Below are 16,626 nucleotides of genomic sequence, written 5' to 3' on the forward strand. Positions count from 1 at the left end.
GCGTCTTCGTCGCCTAGGATCGAGCAGTGCTGACTGTGTACACGATCGGCCATTCGACGCGGACCGCTGACGAATTCGTCGGTCTGCTCCACGATTACGGCGTCACCCAACTCGTGGATATTCGCACCGTCCCCCGGTCACGCCACAATCCACAGTTCGGCCGCGAGAAACTCCCAGAAACCCTGCAATCACCTATCCCCCACCGCCGGACGATTGATTTGCATCCATTTCATCTCGATATGCACTGCAGGCGATAAACACGTACGACAATCACGACAGCGCGTGCGGTTCGGCAAGAGTTCACTGCGATGGCAGGAGATCCGACGATGAGTTCGCTGGCTATGAGCACACTGGATGTCTCCCGGTGGCAGTTCGGTATCACCACGGTGTATCACTTCATCTTCGTTCCGCTCACCATCGGACTGGCACCGCTCGTCGCGGGAATGCAGACGGCGTGGGTGATCACCGGAAAAGAACACTGGTACCGGCTCACCAAGTTCTTCGGAAAACTGTTCCTGATCAACTTCGCCATCGGCGTTGCCACCGGCATCGTGCAGGAGTTCCAATTCGGGATGAACTGGAGTGAGTACTCCCGGTTCGTCGGCGACATCTTCGGTGCGCCACTGGCATTCGAAGCCCTGGTCGCTTTCTTCCTCGAGTCGACCTTCCTCGGATTGTGGATCTTCGGCTGGACCCGCTTACCCAAGCTCGTGCACCTCGCCACGATCTGGATAGTCGCCTTCGGTGTCAACGCCTCGGCCTATTTCATCATCGCGGCCAACTCGTTCATGCAGCACCCGGTCGGCGCCGAATACAACCCCGAGACCGGACGTGCCGAACTCGACAGCATCTGGACGTTGCTCACCAACAACACCACGCTCGCCGCGTTTCCGCACGTCGTGGCTGGCGCGTTCCTGACCGCGGCCGTCTTCGTCGTCGGCATCTCGGGCTGGTTCATGGTGCGCAACATGCGCAGTGGCGACAAGACGAAACAGACTGAAGCCAAGACCATGTGGCGGCCCATGGCCAGAGCTGGGATGTGGGTCGTTGCCGCGTCGGTCGTCGTAGTGGGTCTGACCGGCGATATCCAGGGCAAGATCATGTTCGATCAGCAGCCGATGAAGATGGCCTCGGCGGAATCGCTGTGCCACACCGAGACGAACCCGAAGTTCTCGATCCTCACCGTCGGCACCCACAACAACTGCGACAGTGTCACGCACCTTTTCGAGGTGCCGTATGTACTGCCGTTCCTGGCCAAGGACAAGTTCACCGGCGTCACGTTGCAAGGCGTGGAGGATCTGCAGAAGTCCTACGTCGAGGACTACGGACCCGGAAACTACCGGCCCAATCTGTTCGTCACCTACTGGAGTTTCCGCGGGATGGTCGGGCTGCTGGCCGGGCCGGTGCTGTTGCTGCTCGCCGGGCTCTGGATGACCCGTGGTGGCCGGGTGCCCGACAAACGCTGGTTCTCCTGGCTGTGCCTGATCGCGATCCCGACGCCGTTCCTGGCCAACAGCGCGGGCTGGGTGTTCACCGAGATGGGACGCCAGCCATGGGTGGTGGTGCCGAATCTGACCGGCGACAAGACCATTCGCATGACCGTGGCGCAAGGTGTCTCCGACCACGCACCGGGCACCGTCATGTTCTCGCTGGCCGTGTTCACGCTGCTCTACGGCGCGCTGGCCGTGGTCTGGTACTACCTGATGCACCGCTACACCGTGGTCGGGCCCGAACCCGGGCCGACGGCGGATGATCAGTCCGGTCCCGATGACGACGGTGGTGGCGGCAAGCACCGCGCCGATCCTGTCGAGCCGCTGTCCTTCGCGTACTAGGAGACGACGATGAGTCTGCAACAATTCTGGTTCGTCCTGGTCGGGGTCTTGTTCACCGGCTACTTCATCCTCGAGGGATTCGACTTCGGTGTCGGCATGCTGATGCCGATCCTCGGCAAAGGCTCCGACATACGCAGACGCGTCGTGCTCAACACCATCGGCCCGGTCTGGGACGGCAACGAGGTCTGGTTGATCACCGCCGGTGGCGCGATGTTCGCGGCGTTTCCCGAGTGGTACGCCAGCCTCTTCTCCGGGTTCTACCTGGCGCTGCTGCTGTTGCTGGTGGCGTTGATCCTGCGGATCTGCGCCATCGAATGGCGATCCAAGATCAACTCGCCGAAGTGGCGGGCCTGGTGCGACATCGGCATCGGGATCGGCTCCTGGATTCCGGCGCTGGCGTGGGGTTGGGTGTTCGCCAATCTCGTACGCGGGGTGCCGCTCAACGAGAAGAAGCAGGTCGTCGGCTCGGTCTGGGATCTGCTCAGCCCCTACGCGCTGCTCGGCGCGGCGACCACCGGAATCCTGTTCGCGCTGCACGGGGCGATCTTCCTGGCGCTCAAGACCGGTGGTGAGGTTCGCGACGACGCCCGTAAGTGCGTCCGGATCCTCTACATCCCCACCGTGGCGATCGTCGGCGGGTTCGGTCTGTGGACCCAACTCGCCTACGGCTCCGGCTGGACCTGGGGTGCCCTCGGCGCCGCCGTACTCGGCCTGGTCATTGCCGGTGGCGCCACCGCCGCGGGCCGCGACGGGTGGGCGTTCATCGGCACCGCCCTCACCATCGCCGCGGCCACCGTCCTGCTGGTCGGCTCCCTCTACCCCAACGTCATGCCCTCGACCATCGACCCCGCTTTCAACCTGACCATCGACAACGCCGCCTCCAGCCACTACACCCTCCAGGTAATGAGCTGGGCAGCCGTACTCTGCGTCCCGGTCGTGCTGGTCTACCAGGGTTGGACCTACTGGGTCTTCCGCAAACGCCTCACCGTCGACCAGATCCCCGCCCCCACCGGCCTACCCCTCACGAAATAGGCTGCACCGCACCACCCTTCACCGCGCGCGCCCCGGCCCCAGCCGTGGCGCGCGCGGTGCGTTGTGCTCACCTATTCAGCGCAACCTCGGAGCCTGGTGACAAGGCCTTCCCGCACGCTTGGCCAGTCTTCGGCCGTGATCGAGAACAGGACCGAGTCACGAATAGTGCCGTCGGCCCGCCGCATATGCTGCTGTTCGCGCAGACGCATCGGGAGGTGCGCCCACACGACATCGTGGTCGAGCGCCGCGAACAACTCGGCCGCGTCCGCTGCCAGGTCGAGCGGGTTCAAACGCACGGTGTCGCCGACCAGTTCGGCATCGGCCGGGACAGGCCACTTCAGCTCGGGCCACGGCTCATCGATCGGCCGCGGGTCCGGCACCGGATCGAAGCGGTTCACATCGGTCAGAGCATCCTGGGGCACAGCAAAATCCTAGCCGCGCCCGCTAGGCGATCAGGTTGGCGCTCTTCAGCCAGTCGTAGGCGACGTCTGCGGGGTCTTCGCCGTCGATGTCGATGCGGCCGTTGAGTTCTCGCATCAGGTCGTCGGTCAGGCGTTGGGAGATGGTGTCGAGGAGGGGACGGAGTTGGGGGTGGGCGTCGAGGACGGCGGCGCGGACGACCGCGGTGCCGCTGTAGGGGAGGAAGAACTTCTTGTCGTCGTCGAGGACCAGAAGATTCAGGTTCTTGACGCGGCCGTCGGTGGTGTAGACCATGCCGAAGTGGCAGGGGGCATCTTTGGCGGTGGCGGTGTAGACGACGCCGGCGTCCATGCGGGTGACGTTGCCCGCGGGTACACCGTTGGGGTCGTTGTAGGGGATGCCGTATTTCTGCAGCATCGGGATGAAACCGTCGGAGCGGCTGAAGAATTCGTCGTCGACGCAGAAGGTTCGTTCGGCGACCGGTAGTGCGGCCACGTCCGACAGCGACCGCACGCCGAGGCGTTGCGCGGTCGGTGTCGACGCGGCGAACGCGTAGGTGTCGTTGAAGTTCGACGGGGCGAGCCATTCCAGGTCGTAGTCGCGCTTTTCGACGTCGTGGACGCGCTGCCAGAGCTCGCGCGGGTCGACGATCGTCTCGGTCTCGTTGTGGTAGTTCACCCAGCCGGTGCCGGTGTACTCCCACAGCACGTCGGCGTCGCCGTTGAGTTGGGCCTGCCGTGAGGACGCCGAACCGGGAGCGCCGGTCAGGTCGGTGACCGAGGCGCCCGCCGCGGCCAGGTAGGTCGCGGTGATCTTGCCGAGCAGCACGCCCTCGGTGAAGCTCTTCGACGTCACGACCAGCTTCGCGCCGTCGAGGGGACGTTCGCCGCCGGGCAGACTCGCATCGTGGAAGGTGCCCGACGAGCTGACGAGCCCGCACCCGGCGAGCAGGGCGATCAGCGTGATCAGCAACGGGACTCGTCTCATGAGATACCTCGTGGGGTCGCGGCCAGTTCGACGAGTCGGCCGAGCCAGTCGATGATCAACGCCAGCAGCCCGACGAGCACCGCACCGGAGATGAGCAACTTGGGCAGGAACAGCGTGACCCCGGTCGTGATCAGGGTGCCGAGGCTGGTCGCGCCGATGAAGGTACTCAGCGTCGCGGTGCCGACCAGGATGACCAGCGCGGTCCGCACGCCGTTGAGGATCACCGGCACGGCCAGGGGCAACTCGACCTGCACCAGGGTTCGTGCGGCCGAGAAGCCGATGCCGCGGGCGGCTTCGATGGTGCGATGGTCCACCTGGCGCAGCCCGACGATGGTGTTCTGCAGGATCGGCAGGATCGCGTAGACGACGAGACCGACGACCGCCGTGCGGAATCCGGTGCCCAACCAGAAGGTGAACAGCACCAGCAGACCGACGGCGGGCGCGGCCTGGCCGATGTTGGCGATGTTGACGGCGATCGGTTCGAGTCGCTGCAAAGCGGGTCTGGTCAGCGCGATGCCGAGGGGGATCGCGACGACGACCACGATCAGCGTGGCGACCACGGTGAGCCGGATGTGTTCGAGGATCGTTGTCTGCAGGTTGGCCCAGGCAAGGGATGCCTGCTCGGTCGCGGTGAAGGTCGAGGACCGATACCAGAGCACGTAGCCGATGCCGATGACCGCGATGATCAACGGTTCGAACCACACGTCGATCGGGACGCGCCGCAGCCGGTTCATGCCGGTCCAGGTTCGTCGGCGGCGACGACCGGCGTGGGCGTGGGATCGGAACCGTCGACATAGGTTTCGTAGGACAGGTCCTCGACGGCGGCGTGCCCTTCGGCGAGTTTGGTCTGGATCACGTCGGTGACCGCGCCGATATTGAGCGAGCCGACCACGGCGCCGCGACCGTCGGTGACCAGGGTGGCGCCCTGACTGGCCGCGAGCATGGCGTCGAGCGCGTCGTTGAGAGTGGAAGACTGGGCCACCACGGGCAGTCGGCGATCGAGGTAGTCCGAGACCTCCGGCTTGCTCGCCACCTCGGTCAGCGAGGGCCACGACCGCGGCCGCCCTGCCTCGTCCACGACCACCACCCAGGTGTTTCCCGCGGCTCTCGCCCGCCCGATCACGACCTGCGAGGACTCCCCGATCCGGGCGGTGGTCACCGGGTCGACCTCCACGTCGCGCACCCGAGACACCGTGAGATAGGCCAGTTTCGCGCCGGAACCGACGAACTCCTCCACGAACGGCGTCGCCGGGTCGGTGAGGATGACCTCCGGCGTCGCGTACTGCTCGACATGCCCGCCTTCGGACAGGATGAGCACCTTGTCGCCGAGTTTGGTGGCTTCCTCGAAGTCGTGGGTGACGATGACGATGGTCTTGCCGAGTTCGTGCTGGATCGAGATCAGGCTGTCCTGCAAGCGAACTCGGGTGATCGGGTCGACGGCGCCGAACGGCTCGTCCATCAGCAGCACCGGCGGGTCGGCCGCCAGCGCACGGGCCACGCCGACGCGCTGCTGCTGGCCGCCGGACATGTCCTTTGGCAGTCGGTCGGCGAAGGTCGCCGGGTCGAGTCCGACCAGGTCGAGGAGGTATTCGGTGCGCTCGGCGATCCGTTTCTTGTCCCAGCCGAGCACCCGGGGGATCGCGCCGATGTTCTTGGCGACCGTCCAGTGTGGGAACAGGCCACCGGACTGGATGACGTAGCCGATCGACTGGCGCAGTTTGTCGGGGTCCTCCCGGGTGACGTCGCGGCCGCCGATGAGGATTCGCCCCTCGGTCGGTTCGATCAGCCGGTTGATCATCTTCAGTGTGGTCGTCTTGCCGCATCCCGACGGTCCGACGAACGCGACGATGTTGCCCGCGTCGATCTCGAGGTCGAGGCGTTCGACGGCGGGGGTGTCCTGGCCCTTGTACCGCTTCACGACCCCGTCCAAGGTGATGGAATCACCGGTCACATTGCGCTGCGGGCTCGCCGGTGCGGGCCGGTTGGTCACATCGGTCATCACAGTCCCTTGGCAATGGTGAGGCGTCCGAGCAGGACGAGGAGCGCGTCGAAGACCAACGCGATGGCAACGATGAGAATGGTTCCGGTGAGCGCCATTTCGAGGGCATTGGCGCCGCCGAGGCGCGACAGGCCGTTGAAGATCAGCGAGCCGAGGCCGGGTCCGAGAACATAGGCGACGATCGCGGCGACACCGACGATCATCTGGGTCGAGACCCTGATCCCGGTGAGAATCACCGGCCACGCGATCGGCAGTTCGACGGTGAGCAGGATCCGCCACCGCGACAAGCCGATGCCACGCGCCGATTCGACGACTGTGGCGGGCACCGAGCGCAGGCCGACGATCGAATTGCCGATCACCGGCAGCGCCGCGAAGAACGCCAGCATGATGAACGACGGCACGACTCCGAGACCGAACGGGACGAGCAGCAATGCCAGCAGCGCCAGCGACGGGATCGTCAGTGCGACCCGACTCGAGGTCAGGGTCAATGCCGAGGCCAGCGGAAGCCGATAGACCGCCACGGCGATGAGCACCGCGACGATCGTCCCGACCAGCACCGTTTGAAACGCCAGCGACGCGTGCTGATAGGTGAGGAAGGTCAGCAGCTCGCCCCTGCCCCGGACATAGCTCCACAAGTTCACGGCAATCCCCTCGTCGGGACGGTTCGGCGGCTACCTGTTCGCGCTGGATCATCGGACGAATGTGCCGTCGAAGAGTAATTGATCCGCGGTAACGATTCCGGGAAGCGCGCCAGGTGGTCGTTACGCCGCATGCTCGAGCGGGGCGGCCGTGTACGGGTCGGCGTCGCCGGCGATCACGGTGCTGGTGGTGCCGTCGACGCCCACCGGGACTTCACCGGCGAGGGTGATGCGGGTGAGCCTGCGGTGTTCGCTGCCGTCGTAGTCGTCGATGGCGTAGTGCTGGGTGGCCCGGTTGTCCCAGATCGCGACATCGCCCAGCTCCCAGTCCCAGCGGGTGGTGTGCTCGAGGCGGGTGATCCGGTCCTGGAACAGCCGGAACAGCGCGCGCGATTCGCTACTGGACACTCCGACGATCTCCTTGACGAAGCAGCCGAGCAGCAGGGCTCGTTCGCCGGTGTCGGGGTGGACCTCCACCACGGGGTGCTCGGTCTCGAAATAGGTCGACTCGAACTCCCGGCGGTAGGCCCGGTCGGTGTCGGCGGGCCGCTGCTCGACCTCGGCGGCGTAGTCGTAGCGGTTCGAGTGCCGGGCGCGCAGGCTCTCGGCGAGTCGCTTCAGCGGTTCCGGCAGCGAGTTGTAGGCGGCCACGGTGGAGGCCCAGGTGGTCGATCCGCCGTAGCTGGGCAGCGCGACCGCGCGCAGGATCGAGGCCTTCGGAACACGGTCGACGAAGGTGACATCGGTGTGCCAGACGTTCGAGCGGGTCTGCTGCGAGTCGATGGCCAGGCTCTTCGCACCGGCCGAGGTGACGGTCGGGTGCGGGGTGGTCGGGGTGCCGAGCAGCCGCGCGAACTCGTACTGGCCGTCCTCGGTCAGGTGGTGCTGACCGCGAAAGAAGATCACCTTGTGCTCGGCCAGCGCGGCACGAACAGCCGTCACCGTGCGCGCGTCCAGGTCGCCACCGAGCCGCACCCCGTCGATCCGCGCGCCGATATGCGCACCCAGCCTGACCACATCGACAGACATACGAAGGCCTTTCGCTCGAACCCGGACGATCTCGTCACACGAAACCATCGGGAACGGGCCACGGCCAGCATTGAAGTCAGGCTGAGCGAAATCGACGATCACGCGGCTGCGCAGGGCGCAGCCGCTTCGGAACTACGGAATGCGTAGGTCTGCCACAGCGTGCTCGGGTGATGTCCAGTTACTGAATCGCTTTTCGGCGGCATCTGCCGAGGGCGCGCTGATCACGCGGGCGACCGCTTCCCACGATGCGCCCGACGCGCGCACGAAGCGGACGGCTTCGACCAGGCGCTGCTGCGCCGAGGTGGTGTCTTCGAATGCCAGCCGGACCGGGATCAGCGCCTGCATCTCGAGCTGGTGGTATTCCCATTCCGCAAGGACCGCACGGGCCAGGTCGGGGTCGAGGCGACCGGTGGCGCAGTGCAGGACGCGGGCGGAAGGGGCGTGGTCGGCGAATCGGTCGGTGCGTAGCCAGGTTCGGCCGTGCCAGTTGCCGCAGGAACACAGTGCCCGCCACCCGATCACCTCCTCCGGGCGGCGTGTGCGCCGATCCTCAGCGGGCAGTGGGCGGTCGTCGATCGCGACCGTCGACTGCGGAGTGGCAGCGTCGCTGCGTCCGTACAACCCATCCGCGAAGATGTCTGCGACCCATCCGCGATGGTTTTCGAGCAAGCTGTTCATCCTGACTCCGATGTCGAATCCGAAAAGCTCGATCCCGAATCGGCCGGGCATGAGCGATCGCCGGGGATTCGGTGTGTGGGACGACTACTCCCAGATATTTACGATCGCTCCCACCGGCGCCGATGGCAATCACTTCGCCGCATTGTTGTTTCTAGTCACATATCGCCTCTTCGCGGGATGTGCCCGGAGTGCGGTCGGGCCGAGTGGCGAGGTAGATCGTGGCGCCGGCCTGCCCGCGGGTCAGCGGGTTGTCGAAGTCGATCCGCCGCGCCTCGACATCGACGAAGGCGGCTTCGAGAACCGAACAGAACTCGGCATCGGCGACGTCGTCGGACCACATCGCGAAGGTGCCGCCGTCGACCAGCTGGTTGGCGACCGCACGCATGCCCTCGACGGTGTAGAACGCGGCGTTCGGGCCGTGCAGTACGTGGCGCGGCGAGTGATCGATATCGAGGAGCACCGCGTCGTACCGGCGGCCGGGGTGTGCCGGGTCGAATCCCACCGGTCCGGTGGCAGCGGCGAAGAAGTCCGCGCAGACCAGCTCGACCCGGTCCTCGGCTGCCAGGCCGACGGTGTCGGGCAGCAGGTCGCGCTGGTGCCAGTCGATCACCGCGTCGGAATACTCGATGACGGTGAGTTCACGAATTCGCGGATCCACCAATGCTTCTCGGGCGGTGTAGCCCAACCCGAGGCCGCCGACGACCACGTCCAGGTCGGTGCCGGGCGTCCGGGCCAAGCCCAGTCGCGACAGCTCACGTTCGGCGACGGTGAACAAGCTCGACATGAGGTACTCGTCGTCGAGTTTCACCTCGTAGACATCGGCCCGCACGGTCGAGTCGAATCGCCGCCGCAGACTGATCTCGCCGATCGGGGTCTTCCGCCAGCCGAGTTCTTCGAAGCGTGCGCTCATCGGGTCACGGTAGTCCCGCGCGGTGTTTACCCGCGGGCAGGGCGGGAAGTCCGTCGGTAGCGTGGCTCGGGTCGGCACCGTCTCGGTGCTGCGGGATCGACCGTTCGACTAGGAGCACCGCATGACCGAATCTCTCGCCCACGTCAGCTTCGGCCTCGGCTGGGATCCCGCGGGCGACACCGAGGTATCCGCCCTGTCCAGCAAGGACATCGACCTCAATGCCGCGGCGCTGGCGTTCGTCGGCGACAGCTTCACCGACGTCGCCTATCACGAACAGCTGACCTCGCGCGACGGCGCGCTGCGGCACCACGGCGACAGTGTCACCGGTGACGGCGACGGCGAAAACGAGGTCATCTCAGTGGATCTGACGCTGCTCGATCCGGCGGTCACCACGATCGTGTTCCTCGTGACCTCCTACTCCGGCCAGCGATTCAGCCAGATCGACAACGGCTTCTGCCGCATCGTCGACAACGTCACGGGCATCGAACTGGTCCGCCTCTACCTCGCCGAAGTCGGCGCCTACACCGGCATAGTCTTCGGTAAACTGCACCGCCCCGACCAGAATTGGGCCTTCACCCCCATCGGCCAACCGATCGTCGCCCAGCACATCGCCGACGCCGTCCCCCAACTCACCACCTACCTCCACTGAGGTTGCTACTCCGCCAACCGGTCGCGGGCTCGTAGCCGCAATTCGAGGGCGTCGAGGACGTGGGTTACGTCGGCGTCGAATTCCTGGGCGAGCATTTCGAGTAGGGCGGCGGCGAGTAGGAGGAGGGTGGTGAAGACGACGGGGGCGATGGGTTCGGTGGCTTCGAGTAGTGGGCGGGTTCTCGGGGCGCCGCCGTGGTGCCAGGCTTCCAGGAGCGCCAGGGCGCCCTGGAGGTAGATCGGCGGGTCCGGGCGGGCGCTCAGGGTGGGGATCGCTCGGTCGGCTGCGCGGCGCAGGATGTCGGAGGTCGCCTCGGCGCCGGGGGCCATGGCCTCCATCGCGCAACAGGCCAAACGCAGGGCGCCGTTCAGACGGCGCGGGGTGTAGTCGGCCGAATCCGGGATCTGGTCCCAGGGCAGGCGCAGAACGCGCAGCAGGTCGGCGGTGATCACGGTGGGTGACGGTTCCCGCGCCGTCGACGGCGAACAGGCCGATGCGTGGTCGACACCGAGCATGATCTCGAGCCCGATCGCCGAGGCCATGAGATCGCCTCGCCCGCACTGGTTTTCCCGTCGATGACGGCGATCCTCGACCAGCAGCCAACCGACCGTCTGCGCGTCGGCTGGCCTGAGCAGCTTCGCGTCGGCCTGCCAGCCGTTCACGGTGTCGCACCGCGACAGCGCGCAGACGAGATCGGCCATGACGTGGTTGCCGGTGACCAGCGTCGGCTGATGGCGCGGCCTGCGCGACACCACCGGAAGATCACCCACCCTGGCCGACGGGGAGACGAACGACATCGCGGCCAGCGCCGCCGCCCCCGTGCGCGCGGCGGACACCGCGTCGGCGGCATTGGTCCGCAGCAGCGCGCGATGGATCGAGTCCGCCAGCGGCGCGACCCCGAACTCCGCATAGTGCAGCAACAACCAGGCCAGCGGCATCTCGCCGAGGACCGGGGTGAGCCGTTCGTTCAGCTCGTACAGCAGTGCGGCCGACTGCTCCGGGCGACGAGACCGCGGCGCCTCACCGGTGAGATCACGCCATTCCAGCAATGCGAGATAATTCGGCAGCATCAAGCTATCGACCAGTTCACTCACCTGCGCGATGACGAATTCGAAATCCAGCTCCGTCATCGTCCCCGGCCCGACCATATTCCGCACCGAATTCCCGTCGAACGGGTCGATACCGGATTCGCCCAATGCGAGATCGAACAACAACTCCGCGTGCCCGAGCCTGCCGACAACCCGGCCGACAAACGGAACAACGCCACCGTCGTCCACCGAGGTCGCCGCGCCGAGTAGGCAATTCACCATGGCCCCTTCAGCTTTCGCGTGTGCGCAGAATCTTCGCAGCCGCTGGTGCACGGTATCCTCGGCATCGAAACCCGTTCGCACGATCTCTTCGGCGATCGTGACGATAGCCGCGTCGACCACATATTCGGGTCGACCTCCGGCCACCTCGGAGGTCGGCGCCGGTCCCGCGAAATAGAGCCGATCACTGAATGCGTCACCCATTCGTCGCCTCACCACAACCTCCACTCGGATGCGCAGTATGCCGTGCCCCCTGTTAGCCTCCCAGCAAATTGTCCGCAAGTCTCGGCTCACACCTCACAAGGCGATAACAGCATCGGCACCGCGTGCACGAATTGCGCCATCTGCACACATGCCCCGGTCGCCACAAGACCGTTCTGCGTCTATTTCTGCCCGAATTCGGGCAGGGAAGTTGGCGAACTCGATCCGGCGAGGCATGATCGTCCGAGTGAATGACGGGGCATCTACCGAGCTGGTCCGCTACGTGGTGGCGTCCACCGGCTTGCCCGAACGCGTGGCTGCCCGGGTTGTCGCCGATATCGTCGGTTACTTCGACGAGACGGCCGAGCAGTTCGTCCGGCGCAGGCACGCCGAACTGCAGTCCCGGGAGATGCGCAATGCCGAGATCTGGCGACAGCTCGAAGCCGAGCTCGCCCAGCGGCCGGTCGCGGCCCCGCCCTTCACCGAACGCCAACTTCGTCGCATCGTCTACGGGTAAGGGGAACGTCGCGCCATGTGTGGAATCGTCGGATACATCGGTCACCGGCAAGCTGTTCCGGTGCTGCTGGAGGGCCTACATCGGCTCGAGTACCGCGGCTACGACTCGGCAGGCCTGGCACTGCCGCATCGCGGGAAGGTGCGGGTCTGCAAAACCCAGGGCCGGGTCCAGGACCTGCGCGACAAGACCGACACCACTGTCCTGCGCGGCACGGTCGGGATCGCGCACACCCGCTGGGCCACCCACGGCGAGCCGAGCGATGCCAACGCCCACCCCCACACCGACGCGAGCGGCCGCATCGCGGTGGTGCACAACGGCATCGTCGAGAACGCCGAACCGCTGCGTGCCGAGCTCACCGCGCTCGGTATCGACCTGGTCTCCGACACCGATACCGAGGTGATCGCGCACCTGATCGCCCGCGAGATCGAGAACACCGAATCCCTCGAGGACGCCGTTCGCGTCGCGCTGCACCGGATCCGGGGCACCTACGGACTGCTGGTGCTCGACGCGCGCCGCCCGGCCAAGCTGGTGGTGGCGCGTAACGGCAGCCCCATCGTGCTCGGCGTCGGTGACGGCGAGATGTTCGTGGCCTCCGATGTCGCCGCCCTTGTCCACCACACGCAGCGGGTGGTGTTCCTCGACGACGGCGAACTCGCCACGATTCGCGAGGGCGAATTCCGTACCAGCACACTGGGAGTCGACTCCGAGCAGACCGACAAGACCCCGACCACGATCGACATGGTGGCCGAGGACTACGCGCTCGGCGGCTTCCCGGACTTCATGCGCAAGGAGATCGCCGAACAGAGCGAGGCGGTGCGCAGGGCGCTGCGGGGCCGCCTCGACGACCGCTTCGCCACCGCTCATCTCGGTGGGCTGAACATGGATGCCCGCGAACTGCGCAGCATCAGCAAGGTCGTGTTCCTCGGGTGCGGTTCGGCCTATTACGCCGGACAGCTGGGCGCTCAACTCGTCGAAGAACTCGCCCGGATTCCCGCCACCGCGGAGCCCGCGTCGGAGTTCCGCTACCGCAATCCGGTCGTCGACCCCGACGCGCTGTATGTGGCGATCAGCCAGTCCGGCGAGACTCTCGACACCCTCGCCGCGGTGCAGGAGCTGCAGCGCAAGGGCGGCCGGGTGATCGGTGCGGTCAACGCGGTGGGCAGCGCGATCGCTCGCGAGTGTGGGGCCGGGGTGTTCCTGCACGCGGGCCCGGAGATCTCGGTCGCCTCGACCAAGGCACTGACCAACATGACCGTGTCGTTCACGATGCTGGCTCTGCTGCTGGGTCGCGTCCGAGATCTGTCGGCCGCCGACGGCAACCGCATCGTCGAGGGCCTGCGCGCGCTGCCCGACGCGATCGACCAGGTCCTCACCGACGAGGACGCCATCGCCGAGATCGCGCACCGGTACGCCAAGGCTCGCAGCATGTTCTTCATCGGCCGGGTGCGGGCGTGGCCGGTCGCCCGCGAAGGCGCACAGAAGCTCAAAGAGGTCTCCTATGTGCACGCCGAGGCCTACCAGGCCTCCGAGCTCAAGCACGGTCCGCTCGCCCTGATCGACCCGGAGATGCCGAGCGTGGTGATCGTCCCCGACGACGAACTCCTCACCAAGAACCTCAGCACCATCGAACAGATCAAGGCCCGCGGCGGCCCTGTCATCGCCGTCACCAACGCGGACCTGCCCCCGAACGCGGCCGACGAAGTGATCCGGGTCCCCCGGGTCGCCCCGGAACTGGACCCGATGCTGCTGACGATCCCCCTGCAGCTGCTCGCCTATCACACCGCCCTCGCCCTCGGCCGCGACGTCGACAAGCCGCGCAACCTCGCCAAGAGCGTCACCGTGGAGTAGGTCGGGCTGGCAGGATCGAGGCGTGAACTCCGCGAACCTGAGCCGCTCCGAGACCGCCGCGCGATCCGCGGCGGTCACCGTCCGTGCCTACTCTGTCGAACTCGATCTGACAGGTGCCCCTGATCAGACCCGGGAGGGTTTCGACACGGTGACGACTGTCGAGTTCGATGCGACTGTCGAGCAGACGTGGCTCGACTTCATCGGGCCGGCCGTGGAATCGGTGACGGTGAACGGTGCGCAGGTTCCGGTTGTCTACGACGGGGCTCGGATACTGGTCGGTGGGTTGGCCGCGTCGAATGTGGTTGTCGTGCGGGGTACCGGTGCTTACAGCCGATCGGGTGAGGGGCTGCACCGGTTTCTCGATCCGGTGGACGGTCAGACGTACCTGTACACGCAGTACGAGCCGGCCGATGCGCGGCGAGTTTTCGCCTGCTTCGAACAGCCGGATATGAAGGCGCCGTTCACATTCGCAGTGAGCGCGCCTGCCGGGTGGGAGGTCGTGTCGAATCGGCCGTTCGCGGCGATCCAGAACAATGGTGTGGCGCAGAACGTCGTCTTCTCCCCCACCTTGCCGATCTCGACCTATATCACCGCGATCGCGGCGGGCCCGTACCATCGCGTCGAATCCTCTTGGACGCGAGGCGAACTCACCATCCCGCTCGGGATCTACTGCCGCGCCTCGCTGGCCCGCTACCTGGACGCGGACACGATCTTCGAGGTGACGAAGCAGGGCCTCGATTTCTTCGCCGAGCACTTCGACTACCCGTACCCGTGGGGCAAGTACGACCAGGTGTTCGTACCCGAATACAACCTGGGCGCGATGGAGAACCCGGGACTGGTCACGTTCACCGAGGCCTACGTGTTCCGTGGCGCCGTGACCGCCGCGCAGTACGAGGGCCGGGCCAACACGATCCTGCACGAGATGGCGCACATGTGGTTCGGCGATCTCGTCACGATGGTGTGGTGGGACGACCTGTGGCTCAAGGAGTCCTTCGCCGACTACATGGGCGCCCTGGCCAGCTCGGAGGCCACCGAGTGGACCGATGCCTGGGTCGCGTTCGCGAACCGCCGCAAGGCCTGGGCGTACCTGCAGGACCAACTGCCGACCACGCACCCGATCGTCGCCGACATCACCGACCTCGAAGCGGCGAAACTCAATTTCGACGGCATCACCTACGCCAAGGGTGCCAGCGTCCTCAAACAATTGGTCGCCTATGTCGGCAGGGACGAATTCTTCACAGGGGTGCGCCGATATTTCCGGACACACGCCTTCGGCAATACGACCCTCGACGACCTGCTGACCGAATTGTCGGCCGATTCCGGCCGCGACCTCGCGGGCTGGGCGCGAGCCTGGTTGCAGACGACCGGGATGTCCACCCTGACCCTCGAAGACGGTGCGATCGTGCAAACCGATCCGCGCCCACACCGACTCGCCATCGGTCTCTACGACTTCGACACCGCGGGCGACTTGGTACTTCGCGAACGCGCGGAACTCGACATCACCGATGAACGCACACCGGTCGAACTCGCCCCTGCCCCGCTGCGGCTGCTCAACGACGGCGACCTCACCTATGCGAAGGTCCGCCTCGACCCGGATTCGCTTGCCACGGTGGAGCGTTCACTGAACCGGGTGACCGACCCGCTGGCCCGCGGCCTCATCTGGTCGGCGCTGTGGAACGCCACCCGTGACGGCGACCTGGCCGCCGAACGCTATCTGTCCATGGCTCGCGATTTCGCGCCCACCGAATCGAATATGGCGCTGCTGACCGCCGTCCTGGCGAACGCGTCGTTTGCCATCGCCCACTATCTGCCCGAGCAGGCGCGCGATCGGTGGCGTGGCGAGTGGCTCGAATCATGCTGGGCCACACTGCATTCGTCCGCACCGGGTTCCGGCGCACAACTGGCATGGGCACGTGCGACAGCGGCTGCCGCAACGGTCGACAGCCGCCGCGCCGACGACATTCGGGCGATCCTGCTCGACAAAGCACCGGAGGGCCTTGCCCTTGACCCCGATCTGCGCTGGGCGCTGTGGACCGCACTCGCCGCGACCGGCGCTGCGAAAGCCGACGACCTGGACGCCGAACTCGAACGAGACGACACCGCCTCGGGCCGCACCGCGCACCGGCGCGCACTCGCCGCACGCCCGAACGCGGAGGTCAAAGCCGCGGCCTGGGATTGCGCGCTCGGCGACACCACACTGACCAACGACCACCTCGACGCCACCATCGACGGATTCCGCGCGGGCGGCCACCGCGCCCTGATCGCGCGCTATGACGACGAGTACTTCGCGGCGCTGCGCACGGTGTGGGACACCAGGAGTATCGAGATCGCCCGGCGCATCGTGGTCGGGCTCTTCCCCGCCGCCGACGCGCTCGACGGGGTGGACCGGTGGCTCGCGGTGAATGCGGACGCGCCGAGCGCGTTGCGCCGCTTGATCATCGAGCAGCGTGACCATCTCGCGCGCGATTTACGCGTACGCGACCTGAACTGATATTTCCCATTTCGTGATGGGTTAAACATCTAATTCCGAAATTGCCGCCGTGTCAACCCCTGTCGACCAATAACGGTTTAATAACCGC

At 66.2% G+C, this 16,626-nt stretch carries 16 protein-coding genes; 7 read left to right on the forward strand and 9 right to left on the reverse strand.

Going from position 1 to position 16,626, the window contains the following annotated elements; genetic code table 11:
• Positions 1-35 precede the first annotated feature (35 nt).
• From ACFW6D_RS01240 to cydB, 3 genes are all read left to right on the forward strand, one after another.
• Positions 36-257: a DUF488 family protein gene (locus tag ACFW6D_RS01240; protein WP_379324209.1), complete on the forward strand. Its 222-nt coding sequence runs from the start codon at positions 36-38 to the stop codon at positions 255-257.
• A gap of 84 nt (positions 258-341) precedes the next feature.
• Positions 342-1,832, forward strand: coding sequence for a cytochrome ubiquinol oxidase subunit I (locus tag ACFW6D_RS01245; RefSeq protein WP_379324211.1), 1,491 nt, complete (start codon positions 342-344; stop codon positions 1,830-1,832).
• Between the two features lie 9 nt (positions 1,833-1,841).
• Positions 1,842-2,864 carry a cytochrome d ubiquinol oxidase subunit II gene (gene cydB / locus ACFW6D_RS01250; protein WP_379323544.1) on the forward strand — a complete coding sequence of 341 codons (1,023 nt, stop codon included), beginning with the start codon at positions 1,842-1,844 and terminating at the stop codon, positions 2,862-2,864.
• 71 nt (positions 2,865-2,935) lie between these two features.
• Here the strand turns inward: cydB and ACFW6D_RS01255 are convergent, their stop codons facing one another.
• The 8 genes from ACFW6D_RS01255 to ACFW6D_RS01290 all read right to left on the reverse strand — a co-directional run bounded on the left by ACFW6D_RS01255 (position 2,936) and on the right by ACFW6D_RS01290 (position 9,525).
• Positions 2,936-3,286: a hypothetical protein gene (locus ACFW6D_RS01255; protein ID WP_379323546.1), complete on the reverse strand. Its 351-nt coding sequence runs from the start codon at positions 3,284-3,286 to the stop codon at positions 2,936-2,938.
• 22 nt (positions 3,287-3,308) lie between these two features.
• Positions 3,309-4,271: a glycine betaine ABC transporter substrate-binding protein gene (locus ACFW6D_RS01260; RefSeq protein WP_379323548.1), complete on the reverse strand. Its 963-nt coding sequence runs from the start codon at positions 4,269-4,271 to the stop codon at positions 3,309-3,311.
• Complete coding sequence (locus tag ACFW6D_RS01265) at positions 4,268-5,005, reverse strand: ABC transporter permease (RefSeq protein WP_379234422.1); 738 nt, start codon at positions 5,003-5,005, stop codon at positions 4,268-4,270. The genes ACFW6D_RS01260 and ACFW6D_RS01265 overlap by 4 nt, the downstream gene beginning before the upstream one ends.
• Positions 5,002-6,270, reverse strand: a complete 1,269-nt coding sequence (locus ACFW6D_RS01270) for an ATP-binding cassette domain-containing protein (RefSeq protein WP_379323550.1) — start codon at positions 6,268-6,270, stop codon at positions 5,002-5,004. Before ACFW6D_RS01270 ends, ACFW6D_RS01265 begins: the two co-directional genes overlap by 4 nt.
• Entirely contained in the window at positions 6,270-6,911 is a 642-nt protein-coding gene (locus tag ACFW6D_RS01275) for an ABC transporter permease (RefSeq protein WP_379323552.1), read from the reverse strand. Before ACFW6D_RS01275 ends, ACFW6D_RS01270 begins: the two co-directional genes overlap by 1 nt.
• Positions 6,912-7,031: 120 nt before the next feature.
• Positions 7,032-7,937: a TauD/TfdA dioxygenase family protein gene (locus tag ACFW6D_RS01280; protein WP_379323554.1), complete on the reverse strand. Its 906-nt coding sequence runs from the start codon at positions 7,935-7,937 to the stop codon at positions 7,032-7,034.
• 132 nt (positions 7,938-8,069) lie between these two features.
• Positions 8,070-8,615 carry a hypothetical protein gene (locus ACFW6D_RS01285; RefSeq protein WP_379323556.1) on the reverse strand — a complete coding sequence of 182 codons (546 nt, stop codon included), beginning with the start codon at positions 8,613-8,615 and terminating at the stop codon, positions 8,070-8,072.
• A gap of 151 nt (positions 8,616-8,766) precedes the next feature.
• Positions 8,767-9,525, reverse strand: a complete 759-nt coding sequence (locus ACFW6D_RS01290; protein WP_379323558.1) for a spermidine synthase — start codon at positions 9,523-9,525, stop codon at positions 8,767-8,769.
• A 121-nt stretch (positions 9,526-9,646) separates the two neighbouring features.
• On the opposite strand from ACFW6D_RS01290, the gene ACFW6D_RS01295 reads away from it, so the two are divergent.
• Positions 9,647-10,174: a TerD family protein gene (locus ACFW6D_RS01295; RefSeq protein ID WP_379323560.1), complete on the forward strand. Its 528-nt coding sequence runs from the start codon at positions 9,647-9,649 to the stop codon at positions 10,172-10,174.
• A gap of 5 nt (positions 10,175-10,179) precedes the next feature.
• On the opposite strand, the gene ACFW6D_RS01300 is transcribed toward ACFW6D_RS01295, so the two are convergent.
• Positions 10,180-11,685 (reverse strand): hypothetical protein, encoded by a 1,506-nt coding sequence (locus tag ACFW6D_RS01300; RefSeq protein WP_379323562.1) that lies wholly within the window; start codon positions 11,683-11,685, stop codon positions 10,180-10,182.
• A 244-nt stretch (positions 11,686-11,929) separates the two neighbouring features.
• Here ACFW6D_RS01300 and ACFW6D_RS01305 point away from each other — a divergent pair, with 244 nt between their 5' ends.
• The 3 genes from ACFW6D_RS01305 to pepN are packed head-to-tail and all read left to right on the forward strand — an operon-like array spanning position 11,930 to position 16,538.
• Entirely contained in the window at positions 11,930-12,199 is a 270-nt protein-coding gene (locus ACFW6D_RS01305) for a hypothetical protein (RefSeq protein ID WP_379323564.1), read from the forward strand.
• A 15-nt stretch (positions 12,200-12,214) separates the two neighbouring features.
• Positions 12,215-14,047, forward strand: a complete 1,833-nt coding sequence (gene glmS / locus ACFW6D_RS01310) for a glutamine--fructose-6-phosphate transaminase (isomerizing) (RefSeq protein WP_379323566.1) — start codon at positions 12,215-12,217, stop codon at positions 14,045-14,047.
• A gap of 22 nt (positions 14,048-14,069) precedes the next feature.
• Positions 14,070-16,538 carry an aminopeptidase N gene (gene pepN, locus ACFW6D_RS01315; protein WP_379323568.1) on the forward strand — a complete coding sequence of 823 codons (2,469 nt, stop codon included), beginning with the start codon at positions 14,070-14,072 and terminating at the stop codon, positions 16,536-16,538.
• Positions 16,539-16,626 lie beyond the last annotated feature (88 nt).

It is taken from the genome of Nocardia sp. NPDC058705 (genome assembly GCF_042749305.1).
Taxonomy (GTDB): domain Bacteria; phylum Actinomycetota; class Actinomycetes; order Mycobacteriales; family Mycobacteriaceae; genus Nocardia.